This window comes from Enterobacter sp. PTB (genome assembly GCF_051130085.1).
Taxonomy (GTDB): Bacteria; Pseudomonadota; Gammaproteobacteria; order Enterobacterales; family Enterobacteriaceae; genus Enterobacter; species Enterobacter ludwigii.
This window is the reverse complement of record NZ_JBDKEE010000013.1, coordinates 13047-38154: the sequence shown is the minus strand read 5'-3', so window position 1 is coordinate 38154 and position 25108 is coordinate 13047. Positions and strand designations below refer to the sequence as shown.

Annotated in this window: 24 protein-coding genes and 1 tRNA gene; 13 read left to right on the top strand and 12 right to left on the bottom strand. The window is 52.9% G+C overall.

The features are described from left to right. Positions 1-52 precede the first annotated feature (52 nt). Positions 53-985, bottom strand: coding sequence for a 50S ribosomal protein L3 N(5)-glutamine methyltransferase (gene prmB, locus AAIR21_RS16490; RefSeq protein WP_014171046.1), 933 nt, complete (start codon positions 983-985; stop codon positions 53-55). Between the two features lie 145 nt (positions 986-1130). Between prmB and smrB the strand changes: the two genes are divergently transcribed. Further along, complete coding sequence (gene smrB, locus AAIR21_RS16485; protein ID WP_014171047.1) at positions 1131-1682, top strand: endonuclease SmrB; 552 nt, start codon at positions 1131-1133, stop codon at positions 1680-1682. 48 nt (positions 1683-1730) lie between these two features. Here smrB and sixA read toward each other — a convergent pair whose 3' ends face one another. From sixA to AAIR21_RS16465, 4 genes are all read right to left on the bottom strand, one after another. Continuing rightward, a complete protein-coding gene (gene sixA / locus AAIR21_RS16480; RefSeq protein WP_020883112.1) occupies positions 1731-2216 on the bottom strand; it encodes a phosphohistidine phosphatase SixA in 486 nt (161 codons plus the stop codon). Between the two features lie 209 nt (positions 2217-2425). Then, complete coding sequence (gene fadJ, locus AAIR21_RS16475) at positions 2426-4573, bottom strand: fatty acid oxidation complex subunit alpha FadJ (RefSeq protein ID WP_020883111.1); 2148 nt, start codon at positions 4571-4573, stop codon at positions 2426-2428. Further along, positions 4573-5883, bottom strand: a complete 1311-nt coding sequence (gene fadI, locus AAIR21_RS16470) for an acetyl-CoA C-acyltransferase FadI (protein WP_020883110.1) — start codon at positions 5881-5883, stop codon at positions 4573-4575. The genes fadJ and fadI overlap by 1 nt, the downstream gene beginning before the upstream one ends. Before the next feature lie 239 nt (positions 5884-6122). After that, positions 6123-6407 (bottom strand): YfcZ/YiiS family protein, encoded by a 285-nt coding sequence (locus AAIR21_RS16465; protein WP_014171053.1) that lies wholly within the window; start codon positions 6405-6407, stop codon positions 6123-6125. Between the two features lie 372 nt (positions 6408-6779). Here AAIR21_RS16465 and fadL point away from each other — a divergent pair, with 372 nt between their 5' ends. Continuing rightward, positions 6780-8108 (top strand): long-chain fatty acid transporter FadL, encoded by a 1329-nt coding sequence (fadL, locus tag AAIR21_RS16460; RefSeq protein WP_020883109.1) that lies wholly within the window; start codon positions 6780-6782, stop codon positions 8106-8108. Positions 8109-8171: 63 nt separating this feature from the next. On the opposite strand, the gene mlaA is transcribed toward fadL, so the two are convergent. Further along, positions 8172-8924, bottom strand: a complete 753-nt coding sequence (gene mlaA, locus AAIR21_RS16455; RefSeq protein WP_020883108.1) for a phospholipid-binding lipoprotein MlaA — start codon at positions 8922-8924, stop codon at positions 8172-8174. A gap of 315 nt (positions 8925-9239) precedes the next feature. Between mlaA and AAIR21_RS16450 the strand changes: the two genes are divergently transcribed. After that, positions 9240-10169: a formate/nitrite transporter family protein gene (locus AAIR21_RS16450; RefSeq protein ID WP_020883107.1), complete on the top strand. Its 930-nt coding sequence runs from the start codon at positions 9240-9242 to the stop codon at positions 10167-10169. A gap of 75 nt (positions 10170-10244) precedes the next feature. After that, positions 10245-10319, top strand: a tRNA-Arg gene (locus AAIR21_RS16445). Here AAIR21_RS16445 and AAIR21_RS16440 read toward each other — a convergent pair. Beyond that, positions 10279-10953 (bottom strand): helix-turn-helix domain-containing protein, encoded by a 675-nt coding sequence (locus AAIR21_RS16440; protein ID WP_183516637.1) that lies wholly within the window; start codon positions 10951-10953, stop codon positions 10279-10281. The genes AAIR21_RS16445 and AAIR21_RS16440 overlap by 41 nt on opposite strands. A 174-nt stretch (positions 10954-11127) precedes the next feature. Between AAIR21_RS16440 and AAIR21_RS16435 the strand changes: the two genes are divergently transcribed. The 3 genes from AAIR21_RS16435 to ypdK all read left to right on the top strand — a co-directional run bounded on the left by AAIR21_RS16435 (position 11128) and on the right by ypdK (position 13234). Beyond that, positions 11128-11604, top strand: coding sequence for a WbuC family cupin fold metalloprotein (locus tag AAIR21_RS16435; protein WP_183516121.1), 477 nt, complete (start codon positions 11128-11130; stop codon positions 11602-11604). Positions 11605-11887: 283 nt separating this feature from the next. Next, positions 11888-12808, top strand: a complete 921-nt coding sequence (gene lpxP, locus AAIR21_RS16430) for a kdo(2)-lipid IV(A) palmitoleoyltransferase (RefSeq protein ID WP_025203512.1) — start codon at positions 11888-11890, stop codon at positions 12806-12808. Between the two features lie 354 nt (positions 12809-13162). Further along, the gene (gene ypdK / locus AAIR21_RS16425; protein WP_099458937.1) at positions 13163-13234 is read left to right on the top strand and encodes a membrane protein YpdK; all 72 of its coding nucleotides are present in this window, start codon (positions 13163-13165) and stop codon (positions 13232-13234) included. A 52-nt stretch (positions 13235-13286) separates the two neighbouring features. Here ypdK and alaC read toward each other — a convergent pair whose 3' ends face one another. Continuing rightward, positions 13287-14525: an alanine transaminase gene (gene alaC / locus AAIR21_RS16420; protein ID WP_025203511.1), complete on the bottom strand. Its 1239-nt coding sequence runs from the start codon at positions 14523-14525 to the stop codon at positions 13287-13289. A gap of 386 nt (positions 14526-14911) precedes the next feature. Between alaC and AAIR21_RS16415 the strand changes: the two genes are divergently transcribed. Together AAIR21_RS16415 and AAIR21_RS16410 are read left to right on the top strand one after the other, a co-directional pair. Continuing rightward, positions 14912-16609 carry a sensor histidine kinase gene (locus AAIR21_RS16415; RefSeq protein WP_025203510.1) on the top strand — a complete coding sequence of 566 codons (1698 nt, stop codon included), beginning with the start codon at positions 14912-14914 and terminating at the stop codon, positions 16607-16609. A gap of 13 nt (positions 16610-16622) precedes the next feature. After that, the gene (locus AAIR21_RS16410; RefSeq protein ID WP_020883103.1) at positions 16623-17354 is read left to right on the top strand and encodes a LytR/AlgR family response regulator transcription factor; all 732 of its coding nucleotides are present in this window, start codon (positions 16623-16625) and stop codon (positions 17352-17354) included. A 32-nt stretch (positions 17355-17386) separates the two neighbouring features. Here the strand turns inward: AAIR21_RS16410 and glk are convergent, their stop codons facing one another. Beyond that, positions 17387-18352 (bottom strand): glucokinase, encoded by a 966-nt coding sequence (gene glk, locus AAIR21_RS16405; RefSeq protein WP_014171063.1) that lies wholly within the window; start codon positions 18350-18352, stop codon positions 17387-17389. A 205-nt stretch (positions 18353-18557) separates the two neighbouring features. On the opposite strand from glk, the gene AAIR21_RS16400 reads away from it, so the two are divergent. Then, entirely contained in the window at positions 18558-19793 is a 1236-nt protein-coding gene (locus AAIR21_RS16400) for an ion channel protein (RefSeq protein ID WP_020883101.1), read from the top strand. Here the strand turns inward: AAIR21_RS16400 and ipdC are convergent, their stop codons facing one another. Then, positions 19794-21452: an indolepyruvate decarboxylase gene (gene ipdC / locus AAIR21_RS16395; RefSeq protein WP_040018082.1), complete on the bottom strand. Its 1659-nt coding sequence runs from the start codon at positions 21450-21452 to the stop codon at positions 19794-19796. It abuts the gene before it with no gap. 185 nt (positions 21453-21637) lie between these two features. Here ipdC and mgrA point away from each other — a divergent pair, with 185 nt between their 5' ends. Next, complete coding sequence (gene mgrA, locus AAIR21_RS16390; protein ID WP_183516120.1) at positions 21638-22636, top strand: L-glyceraldehyde 3-phosphate reductase; 999 nt, start codon at positions 21638-21640, stop codon at positions 22634-22636. Positions 22637-22763: 127 nt separating this feature from the next. Next, entirely contained in the window at positions 22764-23111 is a 348-nt protein-coding gene (locus tag AAIR21_RS16385; protein WP_063214681.1) for a DUF2502 domain-containing protein, read from the top strand. 149 nt (positions 23112-23260) lie between these two features. On the opposite strand, the gene AAIR21_RS16380 is transcribed toward AAIR21_RS16385, so the two are convergent. Then, positions 23261-24265: a phage integrase gene (locus AAIR21_RS16380; RefSeq protein WP_434681581.1), complete on the bottom strand. Its 1005-nt coding sequence runs from the start codon at positions 24263-24265 to the stop codon at positions 23261-23263. A 56-nt stretch (positions 24266-24321) separates the two neighbouring features. Continuing rightward, positions 24322-24615, bottom strand: coding sequence for a helix-turn-helix domain-containing protein (locus AAIR21_RS16375; RefSeq protein ID WP_434681579.1), 294 nt, complete (start codon positions 24613-24615; stop codon positions 24322-24324). Between the two features lie 95 nt (positions 24616-24710). On the opposite strand from AAIR21_RS16375, the gene AAIR21_RS16370 reads away from it, so the two are divergent. Further along, complete coding sequence (locus tag AAIR21_RS16370) at positions 24711-25091, top strand: hypothetical protein (RefSeq protein WP_434681577.1); 381 nt, start codon at positions 24711-24713, stop codon at positions 25089-25091. The last annotated feature ends 17 nt before the right edge of the window (positions 25092-25108 follow it).

Sequence of the window (25108 nt, the reverse complement as noted above, 5' to 3'; positions counted from 1 at the left end):
CGATGTCGTTATTTGTGTTTGAGCGTTGTGAAACGGGCCGAAGCCCGCTGGATTAATCTTTGTAAATGCTGAAGTATTCGCGCGCGTCAAGCAGCTGCGCTTTGGTCAGCATAAAGACGCCGTCACCGCCGTTATCGAACTCGAGCCAGGTGAACGGCACATCCGGGTACTGCTCTATCAGATGTACCATGCTGTTGCCCACTTCACAAATCAGAACACCGTCGTCGGTCAGATAATCCGGCGCGCAGGCCAGAATGCGACGGGTAAGCTTCAGGCCATCAGAGCCTGACGCCAGACCCAGCTCCGGCTCGTGGCGATATTCGTTTGGCAGATCGGACATGTCTTCCGCATCAACATACGGCGGGTTGGTGACGATCAGATCGTACTGCAGCGTTGGCAGATCGCGGAACAGATCGGAGCGGATTGGCGTAACATGATGGATCAGACCGTGCTCTTCAATATTGTGCTCGGTCACAGCCAGCGCATCGGTGGAGATATCCACGGCATCCACTTCCGCTTCCGGGAAGGCGTACGCACAGGCAATCGCGATACAGCCGCTGCCGGTACACATATCAAGGATATGCTCTGGCTGATGGTTAATCAGGCCTTCAAAGTGGTTGTTGATCAGTTCGCCAATCGGCGAGCGCGGCACCAGAACGCGTTCATCAACATAGAACTCGTGACCACAGAACCAGGCTTTGTTGGTCAGATAGGCAACCGGAATGCGCTCGTTAACGCGGCGGATAACACGCTCCACGATACGGTGCTTTTCGCTGGAGGTCAGGCGTGCGGTACGCATGTCTTCCGGAATATCGAGCGGCAGGTAGAGGGACGGCAGCACCAGTTGAACGGCCTCATCCCACGGGTTATCGGTACCGTGCCCGTACCAGATATTGGCGGCGCTGAAGCGGCTAACCGACCAGCGCAACATGTCCTGTATGGTATGCAGCTCGTTTACTGCTTCATCGACAAAAATTTTATCCACTCTTTCCTCCAGGGCATGCTCGCATAATTTTCGGCGGCTAGTTTGCCATGAAGACGGCGATAAATCAGCAATGACGCGTCGCGCTTGAGGTTAAAAAATGCGTTTAGTCGGGTACACTGTCGGAAATACGAGATGAGAATGACCCATGAAAAAGAAAACATCCCTTAGCGAGGAGGATCAGGCGCTCTTCCGACAGCTGATGACCGGGACGCGTCAAATCAAGCAGGACATCATTGTCCACCGTCCGATGCGCAAAAAAATCACGGAAGTCCCGGTCAAGCGATTGCTCCAGGAGCAGGCGGATAATAGCCACTATTTTTCAGATGAATTTCAGCCACTGCTCAATACGCAGGGCGCGGTGAAGTACGTACGGGAAGATGTCAGCCACTTTGAGCTGAAAAAATTACGCCGGGGGGATTACTCGCCCGAACTGTTTCTTGATCTGCACGGTTTGACGCAGATGCAGGCGAAGCAGGAGCTGGGCGCGTTAATTGCCGCCTGTCGTCGCGAACATGTTTTCTGCGCCTGCGTGATGCACGGCCACGGCAAACATATCCTGAAGCAACAAACACCGCTGTGGCTGGCTCAGCATCCCCACGTGATGGCGTTTCATCAGGCACCCAAAGAGTACGGCGGAGATGCCGCATTACTGGTGTTGATTGAAGTAGAAGAGTGGCAGCCGCCAGAATTACCCTGACAGGACGGCGGGAGGCATGTTCTGCTCCCCGCCATATCGCACGTCACATCAGATAGCTTTTGCCATCTTCAGATTGCACGGACTCATTTGCCAGTTGAAGACCCCTTTGCCCGTTTCGTCGAGAGCGACGTTGGCAATGGCGGAAGTCGTGAACATCGGCGGCGTCTCGCCCGGGCACAGCTCAGATACCAGATAGCCAACGAGTGGCAGGTGGGAAATGACCAGCGCGGAAGCGACACCTTCATTGCACAGCACCTGAAGATAAGCGCTGACAAGGCCGACATCACCGCACGGGGTGAGTTCCGGGAGAACATCCACACTGGCTGGCAGGTTCATACACTCCCCCACCACTTCCAGCGTCTGTTCTGCACGCAGGAACGGACTCACCAGAACGCGTTCGATGTCCACTTTTTGACCTTTAAGCCAGGTCGCCATCAGACGAGATTCGTCGCAGCCACAGACGGTCAAAGGACGTACTGAGTCACTGGCGGCATCGAGTGCCGCGTCGCCGTGACGCATGATAAAAACTTGCATATTGCACCGCTTTTGTTAACCAGAATCACCGGCGTTGACTACCCGCGATTACCGCTCCGAGGTAGAAAACCCGATGGTCGGGCATTGTGCCTGATCCATTCGGTGAATGAAACGCTGTTTTTTACCTCAATGGCGTAAGTATAGTCAATCTCTGTTTACAAAATCGCCAAAACAGGTTCATACACTTCAGGATTTACCCTTTTTTGACCTCAACTTACGAGGACAGTTTCCCTTGAAGGCCAAAATGTCTGGCCCCGTTCCGCCATCTGCAATAATTCGTCACACGGTGTAAACCGTGGACCGTATTGCGAGGCCAGACGTTGCAGGATTGCAACCACTTCACCCGCACCGAGAGTGTCCATGTAACGGAACGGGCCGCCGAGGAACGGCGGGAAACCAATGCCAAATACCGCACCGATGTCACCATCGCGCGCGCTTTTAATCACCTGCTCACCAAAGCAGCGTGCCGCTTCATTAAGCATCATCATCACACAGCGTTCAGCACACTGAACGGGTGACAGTTTTCCCTGACCGGTTGTCGGAATAAGCCCATAAACCGAAGGGTCGACCTGTTTCTTGCTTTTACGCCCTTTCGCGCCGTAAAGATAGAAACCGCGTTCATTTTTTCTGCCTTTGCGATCGTCCTTCAAAATTGCAGAAACAATGTTTGCAGGCGGGCTAAAACGATCTCCATAAGCATCTTCCAGCACAGGTATAATTTTAGTGCCGGTGTCGATTCCCACCTCATCCAAAAGTTGGATTGGGCCAACGGGGAACCCAAACTTCACCAGCGCCTCGTCGACGTGTTCGATCTTCTCCCCTTCCGTCAGCAGCCGCATCGCTTCATTTATATAAGGCGCCAGAATGCGGTTAACATAAAAGCCGGCTTTGTCCGCCACCACTATCGGTGTCTTACCCTGCATTTTGGCCAGTTTAACCACGGTAGCAACGGTTTGCGGGCTGGTGCTGGCGTGCGGGATAACTTCCACCAGCGGCATTTTTTCAACCGGACTGAAATAGTGCAGGCCAATCACCTGCTCCGGACGCTGGGCTCTGGCCGCAATATCGCCAATGGGCAATGACGAGGTGTTCGACGCAAAAATGGTATGGGGTGCGCAATGTTGCTCAACGTCAGCCACCATCTGCTGCTTAAGCGCCAGGTCTTCAAACACCGCTTCAATCACCAGATCGCGATGGGCAAAACCGCTGTAGTCTGTCGTGCCGGAGATCAGTGCCAGGGTTTTATCACGCTCATTGGCCTTGATATGGCGGCGCTTAACCTTTTGATCAAGGTTCTGCCAGCTGTACTGCAGCGCGTGATTGATTCCCTTCGCATTGATGTCTTTGATACGTACAGGCAATTTGCCTTTGCTGGCGGTAACAAAAGATATTCCGCCCCCCATCAGCCCGCCCCCCAGTACGCCAATGGCATGCAGCGGGGCAGGCTGCGCCTCGCTGCCGGGGTCTTTTTTTACCTCTGTACTGGCAAAAAAGATGTTACGCAGCGCCTGAGACTGCGGCGTCATCGCCAGCTCGCCAAAGGCTTTTGCTTCTGCGGCATAGCCGCTGCTGCTGCCCTGAGATAACCCCACTTCAATAACCTCAAGGATACGTTTCGCCGCCGGGTAGTTGCCTTTGGTTTTTTGTTCGGTTTTCTTGCCCGCCATGCTGAACAGGAGTGTGCGGCCCAGTGGCCCGGCCAGCACGCGCTCACGCACCGGCAGAGGACGTTTTGCCTGCCGTCCTTTGAGCGCCAGTTCAACCGCCGCCTCAAGCAAAATAGCGTGAGGAACCACCTCGTCGACCAAGCCGGCTTTCAGCGCCTGACGGGCACGCAGTTGTTTGCCGGTTAATATCATTTCCAGCGCAGTGCTGACCCCAACCAGACGCGGCAGACGCTGCGTCCCGCCGGAGCCTGGCAGGAGGCCTAACTGCACTTCAGGCAGGCCCAGAACGGTTTTCGCATCGTCGGTACAAATGCGGCTGTGACAGGCCAACGCCAGCTCCAGCCCACCGCCCAGACAGGCACCGTGGATCGCCGCGATGACCGGGATAGACAGCGCATGGATCTCCGCCATGACCTGTTGCCCCTGACGCGCCAGCTCTTCGGCTTCCTGTGCGTTTTGCGCCCGGGCAATCATGTTGATATCGGCTCCGGCAATAAAGTTGTCCGGTTTCGCCGAGATAAACACCAGGCCGCGAATCGCTTTGTTCTCGCGGATCTGCTTTAGCATCGCGCGCACCTGAACGCCGAACTCGGCTTTCAGGGTGTTCATCTTCTCGTTGGGAACATCGATAGTAATAACGGCGACGTTATCGAGGCGTACCGTCAGATTAAATGCAGATGGCATATCCATTATTCAGCCTCCAGAACCATTGCCACGCCCAGACCACCCGCTGCGCAGGCGGTTACGAGACCAAAACCACCGCCCCGGCGGCGTAACTCATGTAATGTCTGGGTGATCATTCTCGCCCCCGTCGCCGCAAATGGATGACCGTAGGCGATGGAACCACCCAGGACGTTAAATTTGCTCTGATCCACTTCGCCAGTGGCATGGGCTCGGCCAAGAACATCGCGCGCGAAACGTTCACTCGCCAGCAGTTGTATGTTTGCCAGGGTTTGTGCGGCAAAGGCTTCGTGCATATCAATGAGGGTTAAATCCGCGAGGGTCAGTCCCGCGCGTTCCAGCGCCAGCGGTGTGGACCACGCCGGCCCTAACAACATGTCCTGCCACACATCAATCGCCGTGAAGGCATAGCTGCGCAGGTAGCCCAGCGGTTTTATGCCCAGCTCTTTGGCACGGGATTCCGTCATCAGGATCACCGCGGCGGCACCGTCCGTCAGCGGAGTACTGTTGGCGGCCGTGACGGTACCGTGTTTGCGGTCAAATGCCGGACGGAGCCTGGCGTAATCCGCCATCGTCGAGCTACCGCGAATATTGTTATCTTCTGAGAGCGGTTCACGGTATGGCGGGATGTACGCCGTCATGACTTCATCAGCCAGTTTGCCTTCCGACCAGGCTTTCGCCGCCAGCTGATGTGAGCGATGAGCCAGCGCATCCTGCTGCTCACGGGTGATCCCGTAAGTTTTTGCCATCTGCTCGGCGGTATCGCCCATTCTCAGACCGGTGGAATACTCCGCCACTGCGGGCGGTACAGGCATAAGGTCACGCAGGCGTAAGCGGGAGAAAAGTTTGAGTTTCTGACCGACGGTACGGGCTTTGTTGGCGTCAACCAGGATCCGGGCCAGCTTTTTACTGACCCCAATCGGCAGAACCGAAGAGGAGTCCGCCCCGCCGGCGATCCCAGCGCGAATGGTACCTGCCATCAGGCTTTCAGCCACGTTAGCCACCGCCTGGAAACTGGTAGCACATGCCCGGCTGACGCTGTAGGCATCAGTGTGGACGTTCATCCCCGTACCGAGGACGATTTCGCGTGCAATATTGGGTGCTTCAGGCATCTGCACAACCTGGCCAAAAACCAGCTGCTCGATGACCTCAGGCGGAATTTCGCTGCGAGCCAGCATCTCCCCCACCACCATTTTCCCCAGATCGACAGCCGGTATGCCATGAAACGCTGTCGCCTGACGTGCAAATGGCGTACGTAATCCACTGACAATGGCAATGCGATCGCCCTGACGGGTAATAAGCGGTAACGCCTGACTCATAACCTTCCCCTGTAAAATTTTTTACTCAAACATAAAGTGGTCTGACCTGATAACAGTCTTAACCATTATTTTACATTCAGCCAATCAGGGAAACGAAAAAGTGCGAGCTAAGGCACAGAGAAGAAAAAGAAAATGTCTCTGCGAAAACAAAAGCAAAACGGTAACCCGAAGGTTACCGTTTTAGTGTGCACCCTCTTCTGTGAGAGAGGGGCCAGGATGAGGGCATTACGCCGTTGAGGTTAGCGCAGACCCAACTGGAAAATTAGCGTTTCCGCCTCGCAGGCGAACACAAAGTCGATATCCAGCTTCACACCGCCGTCCACGTCAGTAAAGGTGGATTTGATTTCGCACGGATCGGATTCGACCTCACGTGCACGTTTGCTCAGTGCGGCCAGGGTTTCTTCCGCTTCGGCGCGGTTGCTGAATACACGGCTGTAAGAGGCGGTGCAATCGGAGTTGTCCATGATGGTACCAACATCCATACAGCAGCAAACCGGGGTTTCATCAGCACTGCATTTACTCATAGCTCAATTTCCTCTGTATTCGCGCAAGGCGCGAGATAAACACGATGCTGCTATTTTACGCCCCGGGGCTGGCTCTCTCCAGCCGTTAATGGCGCAAAAGCGGATAAGTGACCAATATCACACTAAAAAATGATCTAGAACAAAAATCACCCTTTCAGACGATTCGCAATGGTCACAATTTTGCCAACCAGATCTCGTTTCAAGAAACATGTTTGAAAATATTAATAAACAAACTTGCAACATTCTGGCTGGTCAGACCTATACTCTCGCCACTGGTCTGATTTGTATGTCATACCTCAGACCCTACACTTCGCGCTCCTGTTACGGTATGTAACAATTATTGAATAAAAATAACTCAATGAGGTTATGGTCATGAGCCAGAAAACCCTGTTCAAAAAGACTGCGCTGGCAGTCGCAGTGGCAATCGTCTCTACGTCCGCCTGGTCCGCGGGCTTTCAGTTAAACGAATTTTCTTCCTCTGGCCTTGGCCGTGCGTATTCCGGGGAAGGCGCAATTGCTGATGATGCGGGCAACGCGAGTCGTAACCCTGCACTGATCATGATGTTCGATCGTCCGACCTTCTCTGCTGGTGCAATCTTTGTTGATCCGGGTGTTGATATCTCGGGCCGCTCGCCAACAGGCGCCAGCCTGAAGGCAGACAACATCGCGCCAACAGCCTGGGTGCCAAACCTGCACTTCGTTGCGCCAATTAATGACCAGTTCGGCTGGGGCGCTTCCGTGACGTCTAACTACGGTCTGGCTACCGAGTTTAATAATAACTACGCCGCAGGGGCGTATGGCGGTAAAACCGACCTTGAAACCCTGAACCTGAACCTGAGCGGTGCTTACCGTCTGGACAACCACTGGAGCTTCGGCGTCGGCTTTGATGCGGTTTATGCTAAAGCGAAGATCGAGCGCTACGCGGGTGACCTGGGTAAAGTCGTTGCTGGCTCAGGCGCTCTGCCACCAATTCCGGGTCTGGCACAGCAGGTTGCAGGTATTCCGGCAGATACCCAGATTGCTTACCTTAAGGGTGACGAATGGGGCTTCGGCTGGAACGCCGGTATCCTTTATGAAATCGATAAAAATAACCGCTACGGTTTAACCTACCGTTCCGAAGTGAAAATTGACTTCGATGGCGATTATAAGAGCAGCCTGCCTTCAGCCTATAACCAGATTCTGGGTAGCTTCGGCCTGCCAATGGGCACCGACGGCCGTACCACTGGCGGTTCTCTGAGCCTGCACTTGCCAGAAATGTGGGAACTGTCGGGTTATAACAAAGTGGCGCCGCAGTGGGCGGTTCACTATAGTCTGACCTACACCAGCTGGAGCCAGTTCCAGGAGCTGAAAGCGACCAACAGCAATGGTGACACGCTCTTCTATAAAGATGAAAGCTTCCGTGATGCCTACCGTATCGCGCTGGGTACCACCTACTATATGGATGACAACTGGACATTCCGTACCGGTATTGCCTTCGATGATAGTCCGGTACCGGCTGACAAGCGTTCCATCTCCATTCCGGACCAGGACCGCTTCTGGCTGAGCGCAGGTGCAACCTATGCCTTCAATAAAGATGCTTCTATCGATGCGGGCATCTCTTACATGCACGGTCAAAAAGTTAACTTTAAGGAGGGGCCGTATGAGTTCTCTTCTGAAGGTAAAGCCTGGCTGTATGGCATGAACTTCAACTACGCGTTCTAATCGCGCAGGGATTAAAAAAGGTGAGCATGGCTCACCTTTTTTCTTTATTCCGGGTCGATATCTTTATTCCGAGTCGATATCTTTTAATTCGTTCTCGATTGCTTTCGCGTTCGGATTCTCTTCCGGCTTCAGCTTGCCGCCATTGGCAATAAAGTCGTGATTCTGGAAGTAAGCTTCGCGGACCATAATATACGGGTCAGAAGACTGACGCAGCAGACCGTCCGAATCAAGCAGTTGCGCACGCGTCTCGATCCCTTCCACCGTCCATTTCCCTACCGACAGCGGCCAGGTCAGCCACGACAGAACCGGATACAGCGTATCCACCATGTCGCCGCCGTCATCTCGTACGGTGAAACTGCCGTAGAATGGCAGATGAACATATGGGCCATAACCCACGCCATAATGCCCCATCGTACTGCCGAAACGGTGCGGTTGCTCACGCTGAAGTTTCGGGTTCGCCATACCGGCAACATCGATGAAGCCCCCCATCCCCAGCAATGAGTTCAGGAAGAAGCGGGTAAAGTGCACCATACCCTGATACGGATCGCCCTGCAGGAAGTAGTTCACCATCACCGCAGGTTCTTCCAGGTTACTGGTGAAGTTACTCAACCCGTTACGCGCAGGTTGTGGAACATAATCACGCCATGCAACTGCCACCGGGCGAACCACATACGGGTCCAGCACGTTGTAGTTGAAGCTGTACATTGAGCGGTTAAATCCTTCGAGAGGATCGGAGCGTCCCGTTTGCTCTCCAGAGCTGGCGCAGCCCACAAGCATCGTCGCGCCCAGCGCAAGCGCCGACAGCCGAAGTTTCATAAATATCTCCCTGTTCAGTATGGCTATCGTTGATTGCCATCCGTAACGGAGCATAGATTGCTCCGCCTGTAAACGTGCAAGTGATTGTAACAGCACGTTTACCGATGTCTACGAGCACAATTACGGGCAGTAACCACCGTCACTCTGATCTCAGCATAGCCTGGCTTTTAGAATTCGTTTCGCTGGCAATTTTATAATGTCTTTTAATGAGATGTATCGCCTTTGTTGCCATTGCCGCCAATTTAAGAGCATCCCCACGGGCATTTCATTAAAAGCCGCTACGCTTTATAGAAAGATCATCGTGTTGGAGTGGCTATGAAAGAAGTGGGTGAAGAAAAAATTGGCGAGAGTAATGAGGAAATTGAAATTGAAAGCGAGGAAAAAGAGCGCGGTGAGGAGATAGAAATCAATGAAGATCGCCTTCCTTCCCGTGCGATGGCGATCCATGAACATATCCGACAGGATGGCGAAAAAGAGATGGAGCGTGATGCCATGGCTCTGTTTTGGTCGGCCATCGCGGCAGGCTTGTCGATGGGCGCCTCACTCCTCGCCAAGGGCATATTTCATGTGCAACTGGAAGGGGTACCCGGTGGGTTTTTACTTGAAAATCTCGGCTACACCTTTGGCTTTGTGATTGTCATTATGGCGCGCCAGCAGCTGTTTACTGAAAACACCGTTACCGCCGTTCTCCCGGTGATGCAAAACCCTACCCTCGGTAATTTCGGTTTACTGATGCGTTTATGGAGCGTGGTGCTGCTGGGGAATATCATCGGTACAGGCGTGGCGGCATGGGCATTTGAATATATGCCGATATTCGATGAGCCCACCCGGGATGCCTTCGTGAAAATCGGTATGGACGTAATGAAAAACACGCCGTTCGAAATGTTCTCAAATGCCATCATCTCCGGCTGGATAATCGCGACCATGGTGTGGATGTTTCCTTCCGCGGGCAGTGCCAAAATTGTCGTGATCATATTAATGACCTGGCTGATAGCGCTGGCTGACACCACGCACATCGTGGTCGGAACCGTTGAAATCCTCTATCTGGTCTTTAATGGTACGCTTCACTGGAGCGATTTTTTCTGGCCGTTCGCCCTGCCGACGCTGGCAGGCAATATCTGCGGCGGAACGTTTATCTTCGCACTGTTAAGCCATGCGCAAATCCGTAACGACATGTCTAATAAGCGCAAGGCCGAACAGAAAGCGCGGGAAAACGATGATAAATCTGCAAAAAAATCGACCTGAATGGTGACTCTTTGAGCAGTCAGGCGGAGATGAGCTTAACGCAAAGTGTAAATGAGGCTATACTCGTGCCGCCTTGTCCCCTTAGTTAAATGGATATAACGAGCCCCTCCTAAGGGCTAGTTGCAGGTTCGATTCCTGCAGGGGACACCATGCTCTCATCGGCGCACCGATACACCGGCACAAGGCGAGTCGTTCCGGTAAGATTATCAAATACCTGTTTTTCCGCAGTGGTAATTCTCATTCCGGCCTTTCTCAGACGCGACACCTCAGCAGCAATCCGCTGGATCCCAAACCAAAACAGCGCATCAAGCGCGGTTACCTCCAGACCACTTAACAAAGCACGCTTCAGACGTTCCGTGGGGGGCTTAATTTCTTTGGCTATCTGCAGAAAAGGTTCCGCGGTCAATTGTGTCGCTTCCGCTCGCCGTATACGTGTGGACAGATGATATTGAAAAACGTCAGGTACATCGCTCAAATCGGACTTCACGCTCCAGACACAGCCAAACCGCTTCCCGTTAAAAATGACATTCTTCTGGCTGAGCTGCAGTTCATCACGCAACCCGGCAATTAACTGAGGAGTCCGCACGAGCAACAGGCGGAAAGGCAGCTCAAAGCTGGTAACGTAATCGACATTGGTCAGGGCAATACGCAGACGCGCCTCGGCCCCGGCCTGGATCGCCTTGCACTCGCTTAAAACGTCGGCCCACTGACGGGTAAGACGCGGAGGTTCATTCGCCTCGGTAAATCTGTATTTTTCAATCTGATAATCGATTTGCTCTGTCACCCGCTTTTCCCTGTCAGTCACGTTTTAGCCGCTAAAGAGAATTTAGCAGCACAGGTTATTATGCTCCAGAGGTGATGTGCAGTGATTGAACCCTCATTTATACGGGTTATGTTATTCCGTATTACAATTCCACTGCTTTGCTCCACAGACCCTCTTCTCTTTCAGGCAACTATCATGAAACAAATCACGCTCTCCGATTTGAAGCAACAAAGTGAAGCGGCGGCTAACGCACCGCGTTTACGCGCGCATCGTAACTTTCATCCTGAACTGAGCGACCCGGTTCAGCGGCTGGCCATCGCGATGGAACCTGGCACCTATGTTCGCCCTCATCGTCATCCGCATACCTTTGAGCTGTTACTTCCCCTTCACGGGCGTTTTGTCGTGCTGAATTTTGACGACCAGGGCGTCGTTACCCGTCGCGTCGTATTAGGTGAAGCGTGTATGGCGCTGGAGATGGAGGCGGGAACCTGGCATGCCGTGCTGTCACTGGATCACGGCGGCGTTATTTTTGAAGTTAAACACGGTGGCTATCAACCGGTGGCTGATGAGGATTTCGTTACCTGGGCCCCCGCCGAGGGAGAGCCCGGTACAGCCGCGCTGATGGCATGGTATAAACAGGTACAGCCTGGCGATGCGGCCTGGAAAGCATAACGACTGCTTTCAAAATATCCAAACAGATGCCGTCGCGCATCTGTTCTGGTTTATAAAAACAGAAAAATCAAAGACCTTTCGAATTGCCGCTTTTTTAATCAAGAACGAGTAATAGCACATACCGTATAAAGGGTGCTACATTATACCGCCCACCCAACGTCAGCAATGGCCAGGCAACGCCGTAAAGATCGGTAAAGCCTGCAACCATGACCTTGTACTACGGTCTAACAGGTACGTGGTTACGCAATGCGTGACTTTCACCGACTTTATATAGGTTCCCATTATTTTGTCACAATCCAAATTCAAACGCGCGTTCCTGCACCCGCGTTACTGGTTCACATGGTTTGGTCTTGGCGTGCTCTGGTTACTGGTTCAGCTTCCTTATCCCGTAATCCGCATTCTGGGCTCCAGGCTTGGCAGCGCATCGCGCCACTTCCTTAAACGTCGTGAGTCTATTGCGCGTAAAAATCTCGAACTTTGCTTTCCACAGTACAATGCGGAACAGCGCGAAAAACTGATTGCTGAAAACTTTAAATCTATCGGCATGGCTCTGCTTGAAACCGGTATGGCATGGTTCTGGTCTGATGAACGTGTTCGTAAATGGTTTGATGTGGAAGGCCTGGATAACCTGAAACGTGCCCAGTTGCAAAACCGCGGCGTGATGGTGGTTGGCGTTCACTTTATGTCTCTGGAACTGGGGGGGCGCGTCATGGGGCTTTGCCAGCCGATGATGGCAACCTACCGTCCGCACAACAGCGCCGTGATGGAATGGGTGCAGACACGTGGTCGTATGCGCTCGAATAAGGCGATGATCAGCCGTAACAACCTGCGCGGCATGGTTGGCGCACTGAAAAAAGGTGAAGCCGTCTGGTTCGCACCGGACCAGGATTATGGGCGTAAAGGCAGTAGCTTCGCTCCGTTCTTTGCGGTGAAAGATGTCGCCACGACCAATGGTACCTTTGTGATTTCACGTCTTTCCGGTGCATCCATGTTGACCGTCACGATGGTCAGAAAAGCGGATAAATCAGGCTATCGCCTGCATATCTCCCCTGAGATGGCTAACTATCCGGAAAACGAAGGCGAAGCCGCTACGTTCATCAATAAAGTTATCGAAATGGAAATCATGCGTGCGCCCGAGCAATATCTCTGGATGCATCGCCGTTTCAAAACACGCCCTCTTGGCGAAGCCTCGCTGTATATCTAAATTCCAGAAGGTTAGTTTCGTTAAGAAACTAACCTTTTCAATGACCTGTAATCACGCTGTGTACTGTCTTTCTTTGCGTCGCTCAAAGTGAATTTATTGCGTTCTGAAATCAAACTGTCGCCGTTCCACGACACTCGTAAGTGACGGAAATTATTTAAAAAAACCCCTCTTGTCACCCCCCATTTTTAGGCGTACATTAGCGCCGTCTGGCAACAGGAAAGCACAGAATTCTGAGCGGAAGTCGGCGGTATTACGGGAAAAATCTTATTTCCGCTATAAGCCAACTTCAGCTCTCTATAATCAGGTGGACTCTGTTTTTAAATGCGTACCACAAGATACGCGGAGCGATGAAACGTGAAATATTTCTTTATGGGCATTTCGGTGATTGTTTTAGTCTGGGCCGGAACGTTTGCCCTGATGATCTAGTGAAGAACATGCAGTCAAAAAAACAGGAGCCGATGGCTCCTGTTTTTTTATGTCATGATGACGCGTGATGTTCGGTGACGCTTTTCGATGAGAGAAGTCCGTCGGCGCGGAACATACTCTTGATGCCCCTCACCGCCTGGCGGATGCGGTCACTGTTTTCAATCAGAGCGAATCGCACATGGGTGTCGCCATAATCACCAAAGCCAATGCCCGGCGAGACACATACCTTCGCGTCCTGCAGCAGCTTTTTGGCAAACTCCAGCGATCCCATTGCCGCATATGGCTCCGGAATTTTAGCCCAGACGTACATGGACGCTTTCGGCATGTCCACCATCCAGCCCGCTTCATGCAACCCTTTGACCAGCACATCACGGCGACGCTTATACTGCGCAGCAATCTCATGCACACACTGCTGATCGCCTTCAAGGGCTGCAATAGCCGCGACCTGAAGAGGGGTAAAGGTACCGTAGTCGTGATAACTCTTGATGCGCGCCAGGGCATTCACCAGCGTCTTGTTGCCCACCATAAAGCCGATGCGCCAGCCAGCCATGTTGTAGCTTTTCGACAGCGTAAAGAACTCAACCGCCACATCGCGTGCACCAGGAACCTGCATAATCGAAGGGGCTTTCCAGCCGTCATAGACAATATCGGCATAGGCTAAATCATGCACCACCAGCACGTCGTAACGTTTGGCCAGGGCGACCACTTTTTCAAAGAAATCGAGCTCTACGCACTGCGCCGTCGGGTTCGAGGGAAAACCGAGGATCATCATCTTAGGTTTCGGATAGCTTTCGCGAATCGCGCGTTCCAGTTCGTTAAAGAAATCGACCCCTTCCACCAGTGGTACGGAGCGAACCTGCGCTCCGGCAATCACTGCGCCATAGATGTGAATCGGGTAGCTCGGATTGGGCACCAGTACGGTATCACCATGATCCAGAGTCGCCAGCATCAGGTGCGCCAGACCCTCTTTTGAGCCGATGGTGACAATCGCCTCGCTTTCAGGGTCGATATCGACCTGGTAGCGATCCTGATACCAGCGAGAAATTGCACGACGTAATCGAGGAATACCGCGAGAGGTAGAGTAGCCGTGCGTATCCGGACGCTGAGCAACCGTACATAATTTCTCAACAATATGCGGCGGTGTTGGGCCGTCAGGGTTACCCATGCTGAAATCAATAATGTCTTCGCCGCGCCGACGCGCAGCCATTTTCAGTTCAGCAGTGATGTTGAATACATAAGGGGGGAGACGATCGATACGCGTAAAACGGCGTTCAGGACTGAATTCAGCCATAGATTCCTCAGATTAACGTTAGCGCCCGGACCGTCCGAGCGACGCTGCCACCGATGTGGCATGTTTAGAAAATAACCTGAAAAAAATCATGCTGTCGAGAGGGAAATGAAAAAAAAGAGTGCGCGCTAAAATCGGAACCCTGCTGTATTGAAAAGCGGAAGCGTCCGAAGTGACAGCCTCTTTCTGATATCTGTTGTGTAACACGATGATATCAAAACCGTTACCTGCTCAGGCGTTATCACAAAAAAATCGGGAGACTTCAGCCCTCTCCTGATAATCCCCTTTGCAAAACAGGGTTTTTCCCCATTTGATAAACCTGACGGATAGCTGGTCAATACGCGCCAGGTTTTTTATCATGGTTCTTTCCCGTTTTCCCTGGTCTACTCGTGCACGAAATATTCAATATGCTGCTGGCGGTTTTTGACCGCGCGGCATTAATGCTGATTTGCCTGTTTTTCCTTATCCGCATTCGCCTGTTCCGCGAGCTTTTGCACAAGTCTGCGCACTCGCCAAAAGAGCTGCTGGCCGTCACCGCTATCTTCTCGCTGTTCGCGTTGTTCAGCACCTGGTCCGGCGTGCCGGTCGAGGGATCGCTGGTTAACGTGCGTATCATTGCCGTCATGTCCGGCGGGATTTTGTTTGGCCCGTGGGTCGGCGTCATCACCGGACTGATTGCCGGTACGCACCGTTACCTGATTGATATCGGTGGCGTGACGGCAATTCCCTGTTTTATTACCAGTATTATTGCCGGGGTACTGTCAGGATGGATTAACCGCAAGATCCCAAAAAAGCAGCGCTGGCGCGCCGGGATCATCGCCGGCATGGTGTGCGAAACGCTGACCATGATCCTGGTGGTGGTGTGGGCCCCCACTATCGCACTGGGGCTGGATATCGTTTCGAAAATCGGTATTCCCATGATCCTCGGCAGCGTCTGCATCGGTTTTATCGTGCTGCTGGTACAAAGCGTTGAGGGAGAAAAAGAGGCCAGTGCCGCGCGTCAGGCCAAGCTGGCGCTGGATATCGCCAACAAAACGCTGCCACTCTTCCGCCATGTGAACGCGGAGTCGTTACGTCAGGTCTGCGATATTATCCGCCGCGATATTCATGCCGATGCGGTCGCCATTACCAATAACGACCACGTACTGGCTTATGTCGGCGTCGGGGAACACAATTACCGCGATAATGACGATACCATTAGCCCCACCACCCGACAGGCGATCAACTACGGTAAAATCATCATTAAGAACAATGATGAAGCTCACCGAACGCCGGAAATCCACTCCATGCTGGTGATTCCGCTGTGGGAAAAAGGCGTGGTAACGGGCACGCTAAAAATCTACTACTGCCACGCGCACCAGATCACCTCCACGCTTCAGGAGATGGCCATCGGCCTGTCGCAGATTATCTCTACCCAGCTGGAAGTTTCCCGTGCAGAACAGCTGCGCGAGATGGCAAATAAGGCAGAACTGCGCGCGCTTCAGAGCAAAATCAATCCTCATTTTCTGTTTAACGCGCTGAACGCCATCTCGTCCTCCATCCGGATGAATCCGGACACCGCGCGCCAGCTTATATTCAATCTGTCGCGCTACCTGCGCTACAACATTGAACTGAACGATGACGAGCAGATCGACATCAAAAAAGAGCTGTATCAGATCAAGGACTATATCGCGATTGAGCAGGCCCGTTTTGGTGACAAGCTCACGGTGATTTACGATATTGATGAAGAGGTCAACTGTGTGATCCCAAGCCTGCTGATCCAGCCGCTGGTGGAAAACGCGATAGTTCACGGCATTCAGCCGTGTAAAGGTAAAGGCGTGGTCACCATCAGCGTAACCGAAAGCGGTAACCGCGTGCGCATTGCCGTGCGCGATACCGGCCACGGTATTGATCCAAAAGTCATTGAGCGCGTGGAGTCTAACGAAATGCCGGGCAATAAAATTGGACTGCTGAACGTGCACCACCGGGTCAAGCTGTTGTTCGGCGACGGACTGCACATTCACCGTCTCGAACCCGGCACCGAAATTGCTTTTTACGTCCCGAATGAACGCTCCCCCGTTCATGCGGCGACATCACTGTTGCCATAGGCCGGAGTAATCAATGAAAGTCATCATCGTGGAAGATGAAATTCTGGCTCAACAGGAGCTGAGCTGGCTTATCAAAACGCACAGCCAGATGGAGATTGTGGGTACCTTTGAGGATGGTCTGGACGTGCTCAAGTTCTTGCAGCATAACCGGGTCGACGCCATTTTTCTGGATATCAACATTCCATCGCTGGACGGTGTATTACTGGCGCAAAATATTAATCAGTTTGCTCATAAGCCGTTTATTGTTTTCGTCACCGCCTGGAAAGAGCACGCCGTAGAAGCCTTCGAACTGGAAGCGTTTGACTATATTCTGAAGCCTTACCAGGAATCGCGTATTGTCAGCATGCTGCGAAAGCTGGAAGCCGCATGGCAACAACAGGCCACGCCTGCTAACGCAAGCCCGGCGATACGTGAAAACGACACCATAAACCTGGTCAAGGATGAACGCATCATCGTGACGCCTATCGACGATATCTACTATGCCGAAGCGCACGAGAAGATGACGTTTGTCTATACACGGCGTGAATCGTACGTGATGGCAATGAACATCACCGAGTTTTGCAACAAACTGCCGGCGGCACACTTTTTCCGCTGCCACCGTTCGTTTTGCGTCAATCTAAACAAGATCCGCGAGATCGAACCGTGGTTTAACAACACCTATATTTTGCGTCTGAAGGATCTTGATTTTCAGGTCCCGGTGAGTCGCAGCAAGGTGAAAGAGTTCCGCCAGCTGATGCATCTGTAAAAATCCCCTCTCCCGCAGGAGAGGGATAGTCGTCAGAGGATTTGACCCAGTACCTGACGCAGGTGCGCGCCCGAGCCAAGCAGGCCAGGGTTATCGTGCACAATCAGGTACACAGGAATGTCCTGCACATAGCTTCTGAAGCGACCTTTGTCTTCAAACGCACCGCGGAAGCCTGAGGCTGTAAAGAAGTCGAGGAAACGTGGTACGATCCCGCCCGCGATGTAGACTCCCCCGAAGGTACCCAGCGTCAGCGCCAGGTTGCCGCCAAACCGTCCCATGATCACACAGAACAGCGACAGCGCACGGCGACAGTCGATGCAGCTATCCGCCAGCGCGCGCTCGGTCACATCTTTTGGCTGCAGATTCTCCGGCAGACGGCCGTCTGATTTTACAATCGCCCGGTACAGATTCACCAGACCCGGACCGGAAAGCACGCGCTCGGCGGAGACGTGGCCGATTTCAGCGCGCAGCTCTTCGAGGATAATGCCCTCTTCTTCGCTGTTGGGCGCAAAGTCCACGTGACCGCCCTCACCCGGCAGACTTACCCAGCGCTGGTCGACGTGAACCAGATGTGAAACGCCAAGACCGGTACCGGCACCGTAGACCGCAATCGGCTTACCTTCTACTGGCGCTGTACCGCCAAACTGAATCAGATGCTCTGGCTTCAGCATCGGGATCGCCATGGACACGGCAGTAAAGTCATTGATGATTTCAAGATGCGAAAAACCCAGGTTTTTTTTCATCTCAGCGATGGAAAATGCCCAGACATGGTTGGTCATCGCCACCCAGTCACCGGTAATCGGGCAGGCAATGGCGATACATCCGTCTTCGATGCTCACCTGTTGCTCTTCAAGATAGACCCGAACAACGGCCTCAAGACTTGGATAATCCAGCCCTGAATAGGTTTTCGCCCGGGAAATTTCACCGCTATTTACATCGCATAGGGCAAGGCGAGCATTCGTGCCGCCCACATCGCCTACCAAAGCATACTTTGTCATTCTTCTACTGCTCCGCTAAAGTCAGAATAAATCTTTGGGACACTGTAAGTTCAAGGCGTGATAACAACAACGACCGGAAGGTGAATGCCCGTGGATTATCGATCTTCGTCACAGAATAACTTTACCGTTTCAGCACCTTTTGCACTATTGCCATAAAGCTGATTGTGCAAAGTAACGTAATAGCGTTTTGTACAAGGAAATCATCATGCTCCATCCGCGAGCCAGAACCATGCTCTTACTGGCAATACCGGCGCTGATCATTGGCGTTGCCTCAAGTCTGGTGCTCATTGTCGTGATGAAAGTCGCGTCGGTGTTGCAGGCGATGTTATGGACGGCGCTTCCTGCACAACTGGGCGTCAGCGTGGATTCGCCGGGATGGATCATGTTGATGCTGACGCTCACCGGCGTTGCGGTGGGTCTGGTGATCCGCTTTAGCCCCGGGCACGCCGGGCCGGATCCGGCGCTTGAGCCACTGATCGGTGCGCCCGTTCCCCCCTCGGCGCTGCCGGGGCTGATTATCGCGTTGATCCTGGGTCTGGCGGGCGGTGTCAGCCTTGGTCCTGAACACCCCATCATGGCGGTAAACATTGGTATGGCGGTCTTTCTCGGTTCGCGCATTTTACCCCGGGTCGGTGCGCTGGACTGGACCATCCTCGCCTCTGCAGGCACCATCGGGGCGCTTTTCGGCACGCCCGTTGCCGCCGCCCTTATTTTTTCTCAGACGCTTACCAGCAATAACGACGTCCCGCTCTGGGATAAACTCTTTGCGCCGCTGATGGCCGCTGCGGCTGGTGCGCTCACGACCAGTCTGTTTTTCCATCCTCATTTCTCACTCTCTCTGCCCCACTACGGTCAGATGCATATTGCCGATATTTTCAGCGGTGCCATCGTCGTCGCGATCGCCATTGCACTCGGGATGATTGCGGTATGGTGCCTTCCGCGCCTGCACCGTCTGATGCACCGGCTGAAGCACCCGGTGCTGATTCTGGGGGCGGGTGGTCTGATGCTGGGCGTATTAGGGGCTATCGGCGGAACGGTAACGCTGTTTAAAGGCCTTGATGAAATGCAGCAGTTGGCTTTCAGCCAGGTGTTCAGCGTGTCTGATTACCTGCTGTTTGCGCTGGTTAAACTGGCGGCGCTGGTGGTAGCTGCAGCATGTGGGTTCCGCGGTGGGCGTATCTTCCCGGCGGTGTTTATCGGCGTGGCGTTGGGGCTGATGCTGCATGAGCATGTGGATGCGGTGCCGGCAGCGATAACGGTCTCTTGCTCAATTCTGGGGCTGGTGCTGGTGGTGACGCGCGATGCCTGGCTGAGCCTGTTTATGGCGGCGGTAGTGGTGCCGGATTCAACGCTCTTCCCCCTGCTCTGTATCGTGATGTTGCCCGCCTGGCTCCTGCTGGCGGGCAAACCGATGATGATGGCCTGGCGAAACGACAAGTAATCAGGCGTTATTACGCGCTTCCAGAGCCTTGGTAAGCGCCCCGAGCAGCGGCGGGATATCCGCTTTCGGGAGCATCACCTCAATCAACGAGAGCCGCTCGTGGTGCGCCACTTTTTCAAGTACGTCCGCCAGCTGTTCCGCTTCACTGACCCGCCAGCACTCAGACTGAGGATCGAGGCTCAACGCCTGCGGAATGTGCGTCCAGTTCCACAAAGCAATGTCGTTATACCGCTGCTCCGCCCCGTGGATAGCCCTCTCAACCGTGTAACCTTCGTTGTTGAGCACCAGAATAATGGGGTGCTGTTTATCACGCAGCATCGAGCCTAGTTCCTGAATGGTGAGCTGGGCCGCGCCATCCCCCGTCAGCACAATCACGCGCCGGTTCGGGCATGCGGTTTGTGCACCAAACGCCGCCGCCAGCGTGTAACCAATCGAGCCCCACAGCGGCTGGACGATAAAGTTAACATCAGCCGGTAAACGCAAATCAATCGCGCCGAAGGCCGATGTTCCCTGGTCGGCAAGGATAATGTCCCCCGGGCGAATAAAGGTTTGCAACGTTCTCCAGAAATTCTCCTGGGTAAGCGAACCGTCCGGCTGCGGGAACGGTATTGCGCCGGATGATGACGACATAAGGCCAGCATGCACGTGCTGTTTGCAGAGTTCGACCAGCGTCTCAATCGCCTGGTTCATTGGGATGCCGGTAAACCAGACATCCCCGACGCGTGCGGCATGCGGCTGGACTTCAATGGTTTGCGCCGGGGTAAGCTGGTGCGTGAACCCGGCCGTCAGGGTATCGGTAAAACGCGTGCCAACACACAATACCGTGTCAGCCCCTTCAATCGCCTCTTTTACCGCACCGGTGCTGGCTGAACCACTGTATGTACCGTAAAAACCCGCCTGACGCTCGTCGAATATCCCTTTCCCCATCAGCATGGTGGCATGGGCCATCGGTACCTCTTTCACCCACTTCTGTAGCGCATGCTTCAGGCCATGGCGCAGAACAAGGAAGTCAGCCAGCAGCGCGGTACGTTTGCTCATCGCCAGTTTGTTCTCAGCAGCATCACGGAACGCTTTCAGGCAGGCGCTATCGGCATGAGCCTGCTTATGAGTGAGAGCGTTTACAGGCGGCGTGGCGGCTTTTTTTGCCACATCGGCGGGTAACATCAGATAACCGGGGCGACGTTCCCGAAGCATGGTTGTCAACACACGGTCGATTTCATAACAGGCATTTTGTTCGGTAAGGACCGCCTGTGCGACGGTGATCGGCTCGCTCATATGATAAAAGTGACGGAACTCCCCATCCCCCAACGTATGATGCAGCAACTCTCCCCTTTGCTGTGCCGCCGTACCCGGCGCCCCCACAATATGTAAAACCGGGACATGCTCGGCATAGCTGCCGGCAATACCGTTCATGGCACTTAACTCCCCAACGCCGAATGTGGTCAGCAGCGCGGCAAAGCCCTTACATCGGGCGTATCCGTCAGCGGCATAGGATGCGTTCAGCTCATTGGCACAGCCCACCCAACAAATATCCGGGCTGTCTATTACGTGGTCGAGAAACTGCAGGTTATAGTCGCCCGGCACGCCAAACAGATGATCGGCACCACAATCTGTAAGACGGTCCAGCAGGTAATCGGCGACGCAGTATGGGGTTCGCATAACAGGTGTCCTTCTGACGTTGACCTCACTTTGAGTATTAAAGAAGCGTGATGGCTGTCCAGAATTGGTCGTAAGAAGGGCATGGAAAGAATGCTTTACAAAAAAGGCTGCGCTATGCTCTTTTTTTTTCACGTTAATGTAAACGTATACACTGATTTTTCCTTTCAGCACCAGAGGGCATCAGAATGAGTTACCAGCCGGACAAAAATCGTTATCAGACAATGCAGTATCGCCGCTGCGGGCAAAGCGGACTCAGGTTGCCCGCCATCTCACTCGGGTTGTGGCACAATTTTGGCGACGCCACGCTTGTCGAAAATAGCCGTCAACTTTTACAACGCGCGTTCGATATGGGTATTACGCATTTCGACCTTGCCAATAATTACGGTCCTCCTCCCGGCTCAGCCGAACGTAATTTCGGTCGCATTTTGCAGGAAGATTTCCTGCCATGGCGCGACGAGCTGATCATCTCGACCAAAGCGGGTTATACCATGTGGGATGGCCCCTACGGCGACTGGGGGTCACGCAAATATCTGGTTGCCAGCCTGGATCAAAGCCTGAAGCGTATGGGGCTGGAATATGTGGATATCTTCTATCATCACCGTCCTGACCCACAAACGCCACTGCTGGAAACCATGAAAGCGCTTGACCATGTGGTGCGCCAGGGAAAAGCCCTTTACGTCGGGTTATCAAATTACCCTGCAGAACAGGCTCGCAAGGCTATCGATATCCTGAATGACCTTGGGACGCCGTGTCTGATCCACCAGCCGAAATATTCGATGTTTGAACGTGCGCCAGAGGAAGGCCTGCTGGACGTGCTGCAGGAAAAAGGCGTCGGCTGCATTCCCTTCTCGCCGCTGGCAGGGGGACAGCTGACTAACCGCTACCTGAACGGTATTCCTGCAGACTCGCGTGCGGCAAGCGGCAGTAAGTTCCTTAACCCCGATCAGATCACCGAAGAGAAGCTGGAGAAGGTTCGTCAACTGAACGCGCTGGCGGAAAGCCGCGGCCAGAAACTGTCACAGATGGCGCTGGCGTGGATTTTACGCCACGAGTCGGTAACGTCAGTCCTGATTGGGGCCAGTAAAACTGCCCAGATTGACGATGCCGTGGCAATGCTGGAAAACCGCCATTTCTCGGCGGAAGAACTGGCAATCATTGATGGGATCCTGAACAGCTCAAAATAAAATCACTTTTAGCAAAAAGTGCTCTCATTCATGAATTAGGAGTTGAGGCGATGAAACGAGCCTTTACCAACTCGTAATATTGCGTTAACAGGCTCCACAAAGGCCCCGATCGTGAAGGAGAAAGAGTATGTTCAGGTCACTGATTCTTGCAGCGGTATTACTGGCTTCGGCCCCGCTGATCGCCACTGCGGGCGAAATCACCCTGTTGCCATCAGTTAAATTACAAATTGGCGATCGTGACGACTACGGCAGATACTGGGACGGTGGCTACTGGCGCGACCGTGATTATTGGAACCGTCACTATGAGTGGCGCGGCGACCGCTGGCGCAGACATGATAATGGCCTGCATCGCGGCTGGTACAAAAACAACGCCTATGAGCGTGGTTACCGTGAAGGCTGGAACGATCGTGACGACCGCCGCGGTGGCTGGGGTCGCGGTGGCAGAGGACACGGTGGTCACGGCCATCATCACTAATGCGTCATCAGTAATGCATCATCAATAATGCATCATCAATAATGCAAAAAGGAGCCTCCCGGCTCCTTTTTTTACGTTCAAAAAACAGTCAAATATTAAATAATCATAGGGTTAACAGCATACTAAAAGTAATCAAACCGCATTTAAAATTAACTAACCTGGTCAATTTGTGGATCACTGCCCACGTTCTCCAGCGGGTTAAATCTCACCGCATCCAGCAGGTAATCCGGGGCAAAATGCGCGTAGGTCATCGTCTGCAAAATGGTGCTGTGACCGAGTATCTTTTGAAGGGCAAGGATATTGCCGCCGTTCATCATAAAGTGACTGGCGAACGTGTGGCGTAGTACGTGTACAGCCTGTCCTTTTGGCAGGCTCGCCCCTATCTCCTTGATGCGCTCTCTTACGGTAACGTAGCTGGCATCAGGGAATAACACGGGGCGGCGTGACTGGGTTATCTCTTTAAATAACTGAGCGGAAACCGGAACGGTTCTGTTTTTGCCGTTCTTCGTGTCAACGAACGTGACACGGTTATTAACGGCATGCTCCGCTTTCAGTTGCGTTACCTCTTTCCAGCGTCCACCTGTTGCCAGACAGAGCTTTACCGCCAGCCGGTTATCACCTTTCAGGCCAGCCAGTAACGCGATGATTTCAGCGTGTGTCAGATACCCCATTTCGCTATGGTTTATTTTCAGTTTAGGGAACCCGGTGAGCGGGTGTTCTGAATGGTATAACCCCAGCGATATAAGGCTTGTGAACACGCCTGAGAGACGCGTAAAGTCGAGATTAACGGTCTTGGGTGCAATGCCACTTTGAAGACGCTGAGAGCGATATTCAGAGAAGAATGCCGGGGTAATCTCATCCGCCCGCGGATACCCCATATAGCGATCCATTGCTTGCAGTTTTCGACGCGTATTTTCCCCATCTTTCAGAGTTTGCCCGTGATGCATCCACCATAAATCTATCAGGTCTGTAAATGGGCGTTTATCCGCAGGCTTATCCCTCCACTCTTTATTATTTTGCGTAGCGACAACCCAGCGCTCATATTGCTGCGCTTCATTTTTAGTGGTGAATTTTTTACGGATACGTTTTCCGTTTCTGCCTCGTGGGCGAACATCAACCATCCACCCGCCAGACTCAAGCGATTTAACCGACACGTGCGCCCCTGTTTTGTCCTATAACCGATACCAGCGTTCTTTTATGCGTTGAAGGGTTAACCAGCCTTCATTTGTTTGTGGTGATTGGTAGTGCTTCCGTGCCCATCAGGGGAGAGAGACGGGGATATCTGTCCCGCTTCTGGTGCTGTCTCATCCGTCATAAGCCATAAGCTGTATTTTTTAAATTGCGGGTTGAGTGTGATTTTCATTAGTGCAGAACCGCTAGGTTCGAACTTCCCCATGTCATATTTATCTAATGTACTCAATGGGATACCTGTAAGTTCAGAGAACTTTGGCTTACTAAGCCCTTCTGCTTTTCTAATCTCTCTAATTTTTTCACTTAGTGTCATTGACATGGCTCCTATATAGGATGTAGCATCAAAAGTAATCCTCCTATATGGGAGGGTATTTAAATGAATCTACGGTAATCTATTGAGGATAACGTATGTCAACGCTAGCACAAAGCATCATGGACAGGGCGAAGCGGGTTCAGGGCGGTAACGCCGCTGAGACTCCGGCGCAGCCAGCCAAAAAAGCGCCAGCAAAGCGGAAGCCAACGAAAGAACATGAGGCAATGGAATTTGCCATTGATAAATTAATTGAACATGGCATTAAGCCAAAAATGACATTAAAGGAATATGCGGAGTTTACAGGTAAGCCATTACACCAAATCCAGAGCGACGCGAAGCGTAATTATTTGCCTTTAATGAAGCCCGTCACCGGAATGGATAAAGAATTGAAGTTCGTCAATGTTGCCGCTGTGTTCGCTGCGTCATTCATTGAAGGGATGGATTACATTACCAATCCGCTTAACGCTCCGCGCTAACGATAAATAAGGACTTA

Excerpts from the sequence above, each read along its gene's own strand:
- AAIR21_RS16375 (WP_434681579.1), bottom strand. The coding sequence starts at position 24,615 with ATGACACTAAGTGAAAAAATTAGAGAGATTAGAAAAGCAGAAGGGCTT.
- ipdC (WP_040018082.1), bottom strand. The coding sequence starts at position 21,452 with ATGCGAACCCCATACTGCGTCGCCGATTACCTGCTGGACCGTCTTACA.
- mgrA (WP_183516120.1), top strand. The coding sequence starts at position 21,638 with ATGAGTTACCAGCCGGACAAAAATCGTTATCAGACAATGCAGTATCGC.
- sixA (WP_020883112.1), bottom strand. The coding sequence starts at position 2,216 with ATGCAAGTTTTTATCATGCGTCACGGCGACGCGGCACTCGATGCCGCC.
- AAIR21_RS16370 (WP_434681577.1), top strand. The coding sequence starts at position 24,711 with ATGTCAACGCTAGCACAAAGCATCATGGACAGGGCGAAGCGGGTTCAG.
- AAIR21_RS16410 (WP_020883103.1), top strand. The coding sequence starts at position 16,623 with ATGAAAGTCATCATCGTGGAAGATGAAATTCTGGCTCAACAGGAGCTG.
- AAIR21_RS16465 (WP_014171053.1), bottom strand. The coding sequence starts at position 6,407 with ATGAGTAAATGCAGTGCTGATGAAACCCCGGTTTGCTGCTGTATGGAT.
- mlaA (WP_020883108.1), bottom strand. The coding sequence starts at position 8,924 with ATGAAACTTCGGCTGTCGGCGCTTGCGCTGGGCGCGACGATGCTTGTG.
- glk (WP_014171063.1), bottom strand. The coding sequence starts at position 18,352 with ATGACAAAGTATGCTTTGGTAGGCGATGTGGGCGGCACGAATGCTCGC.
- alaC (WP_025203511.1), bottom strand. The coding sequence starts at position 14,525 with ATGGCTGAATTCAGTCCTGAACGCCGTTTTACGCGTATCGATCGTCTC.
- AAIR21_RS16435 (WP_183516121.1), top strand. The coding sequence starts at position 11,128 with ATGAAACAAATCACGCTCTCCGATTTGAAGCAACAAAGTGAAGCGGCG.
- fadI (WP_020883110.1), bottom strand. The coding sequence starts at position 5,883 with ATGAGTCAGGCGTTACCGCTTATTACCCGTCAGGGCGATCGCATTGCC.
- AAIR21_RS16450 (WP_020883107.1), top strand. The coding sequence starts at position 9,240 with ATGAAAGAAGTGGGTGAAGAAAAAATTGGCGAGAGTAATGAGGAAATT.
- AAIR21_RS16385 (WP_063214681.1), top strand. The coding sequence starts at position 22,764 with ATGTTCAGGTCACTGATTCTTGCAGCGGTATTACTGGCTTCGGCCCCG.
- fadL (WP_020883109.1), top strand. The coding sequence starts at position 6,780 with ATGAGCCAGAAAACCCTGTTCAAAAAGACTGCGCTGGCAGTCGCAGTG.
- smrB (WP_014171047.1), top strand. The coding sequence starts at position 1,131 with ATGAAAAAGAAAACATCCCTTAGCGAGGAGGATCAGGCGCTCTTCCGA.
- fadJ (WP_020883111.1), bottom strand. The coding sequence starts at position 4,573 with ATGGATATGCCATCTGCATTTAATCTGACGGTACGCCTCGATAACGTC.
- AAIR21_RS16400 (WP_020883101.1), top strand. The coding sequence starts at position 18,558 with ATGCTCCATCCGCGAGCCAGAACCATGCTCTTACTGGCAATACCGGCG.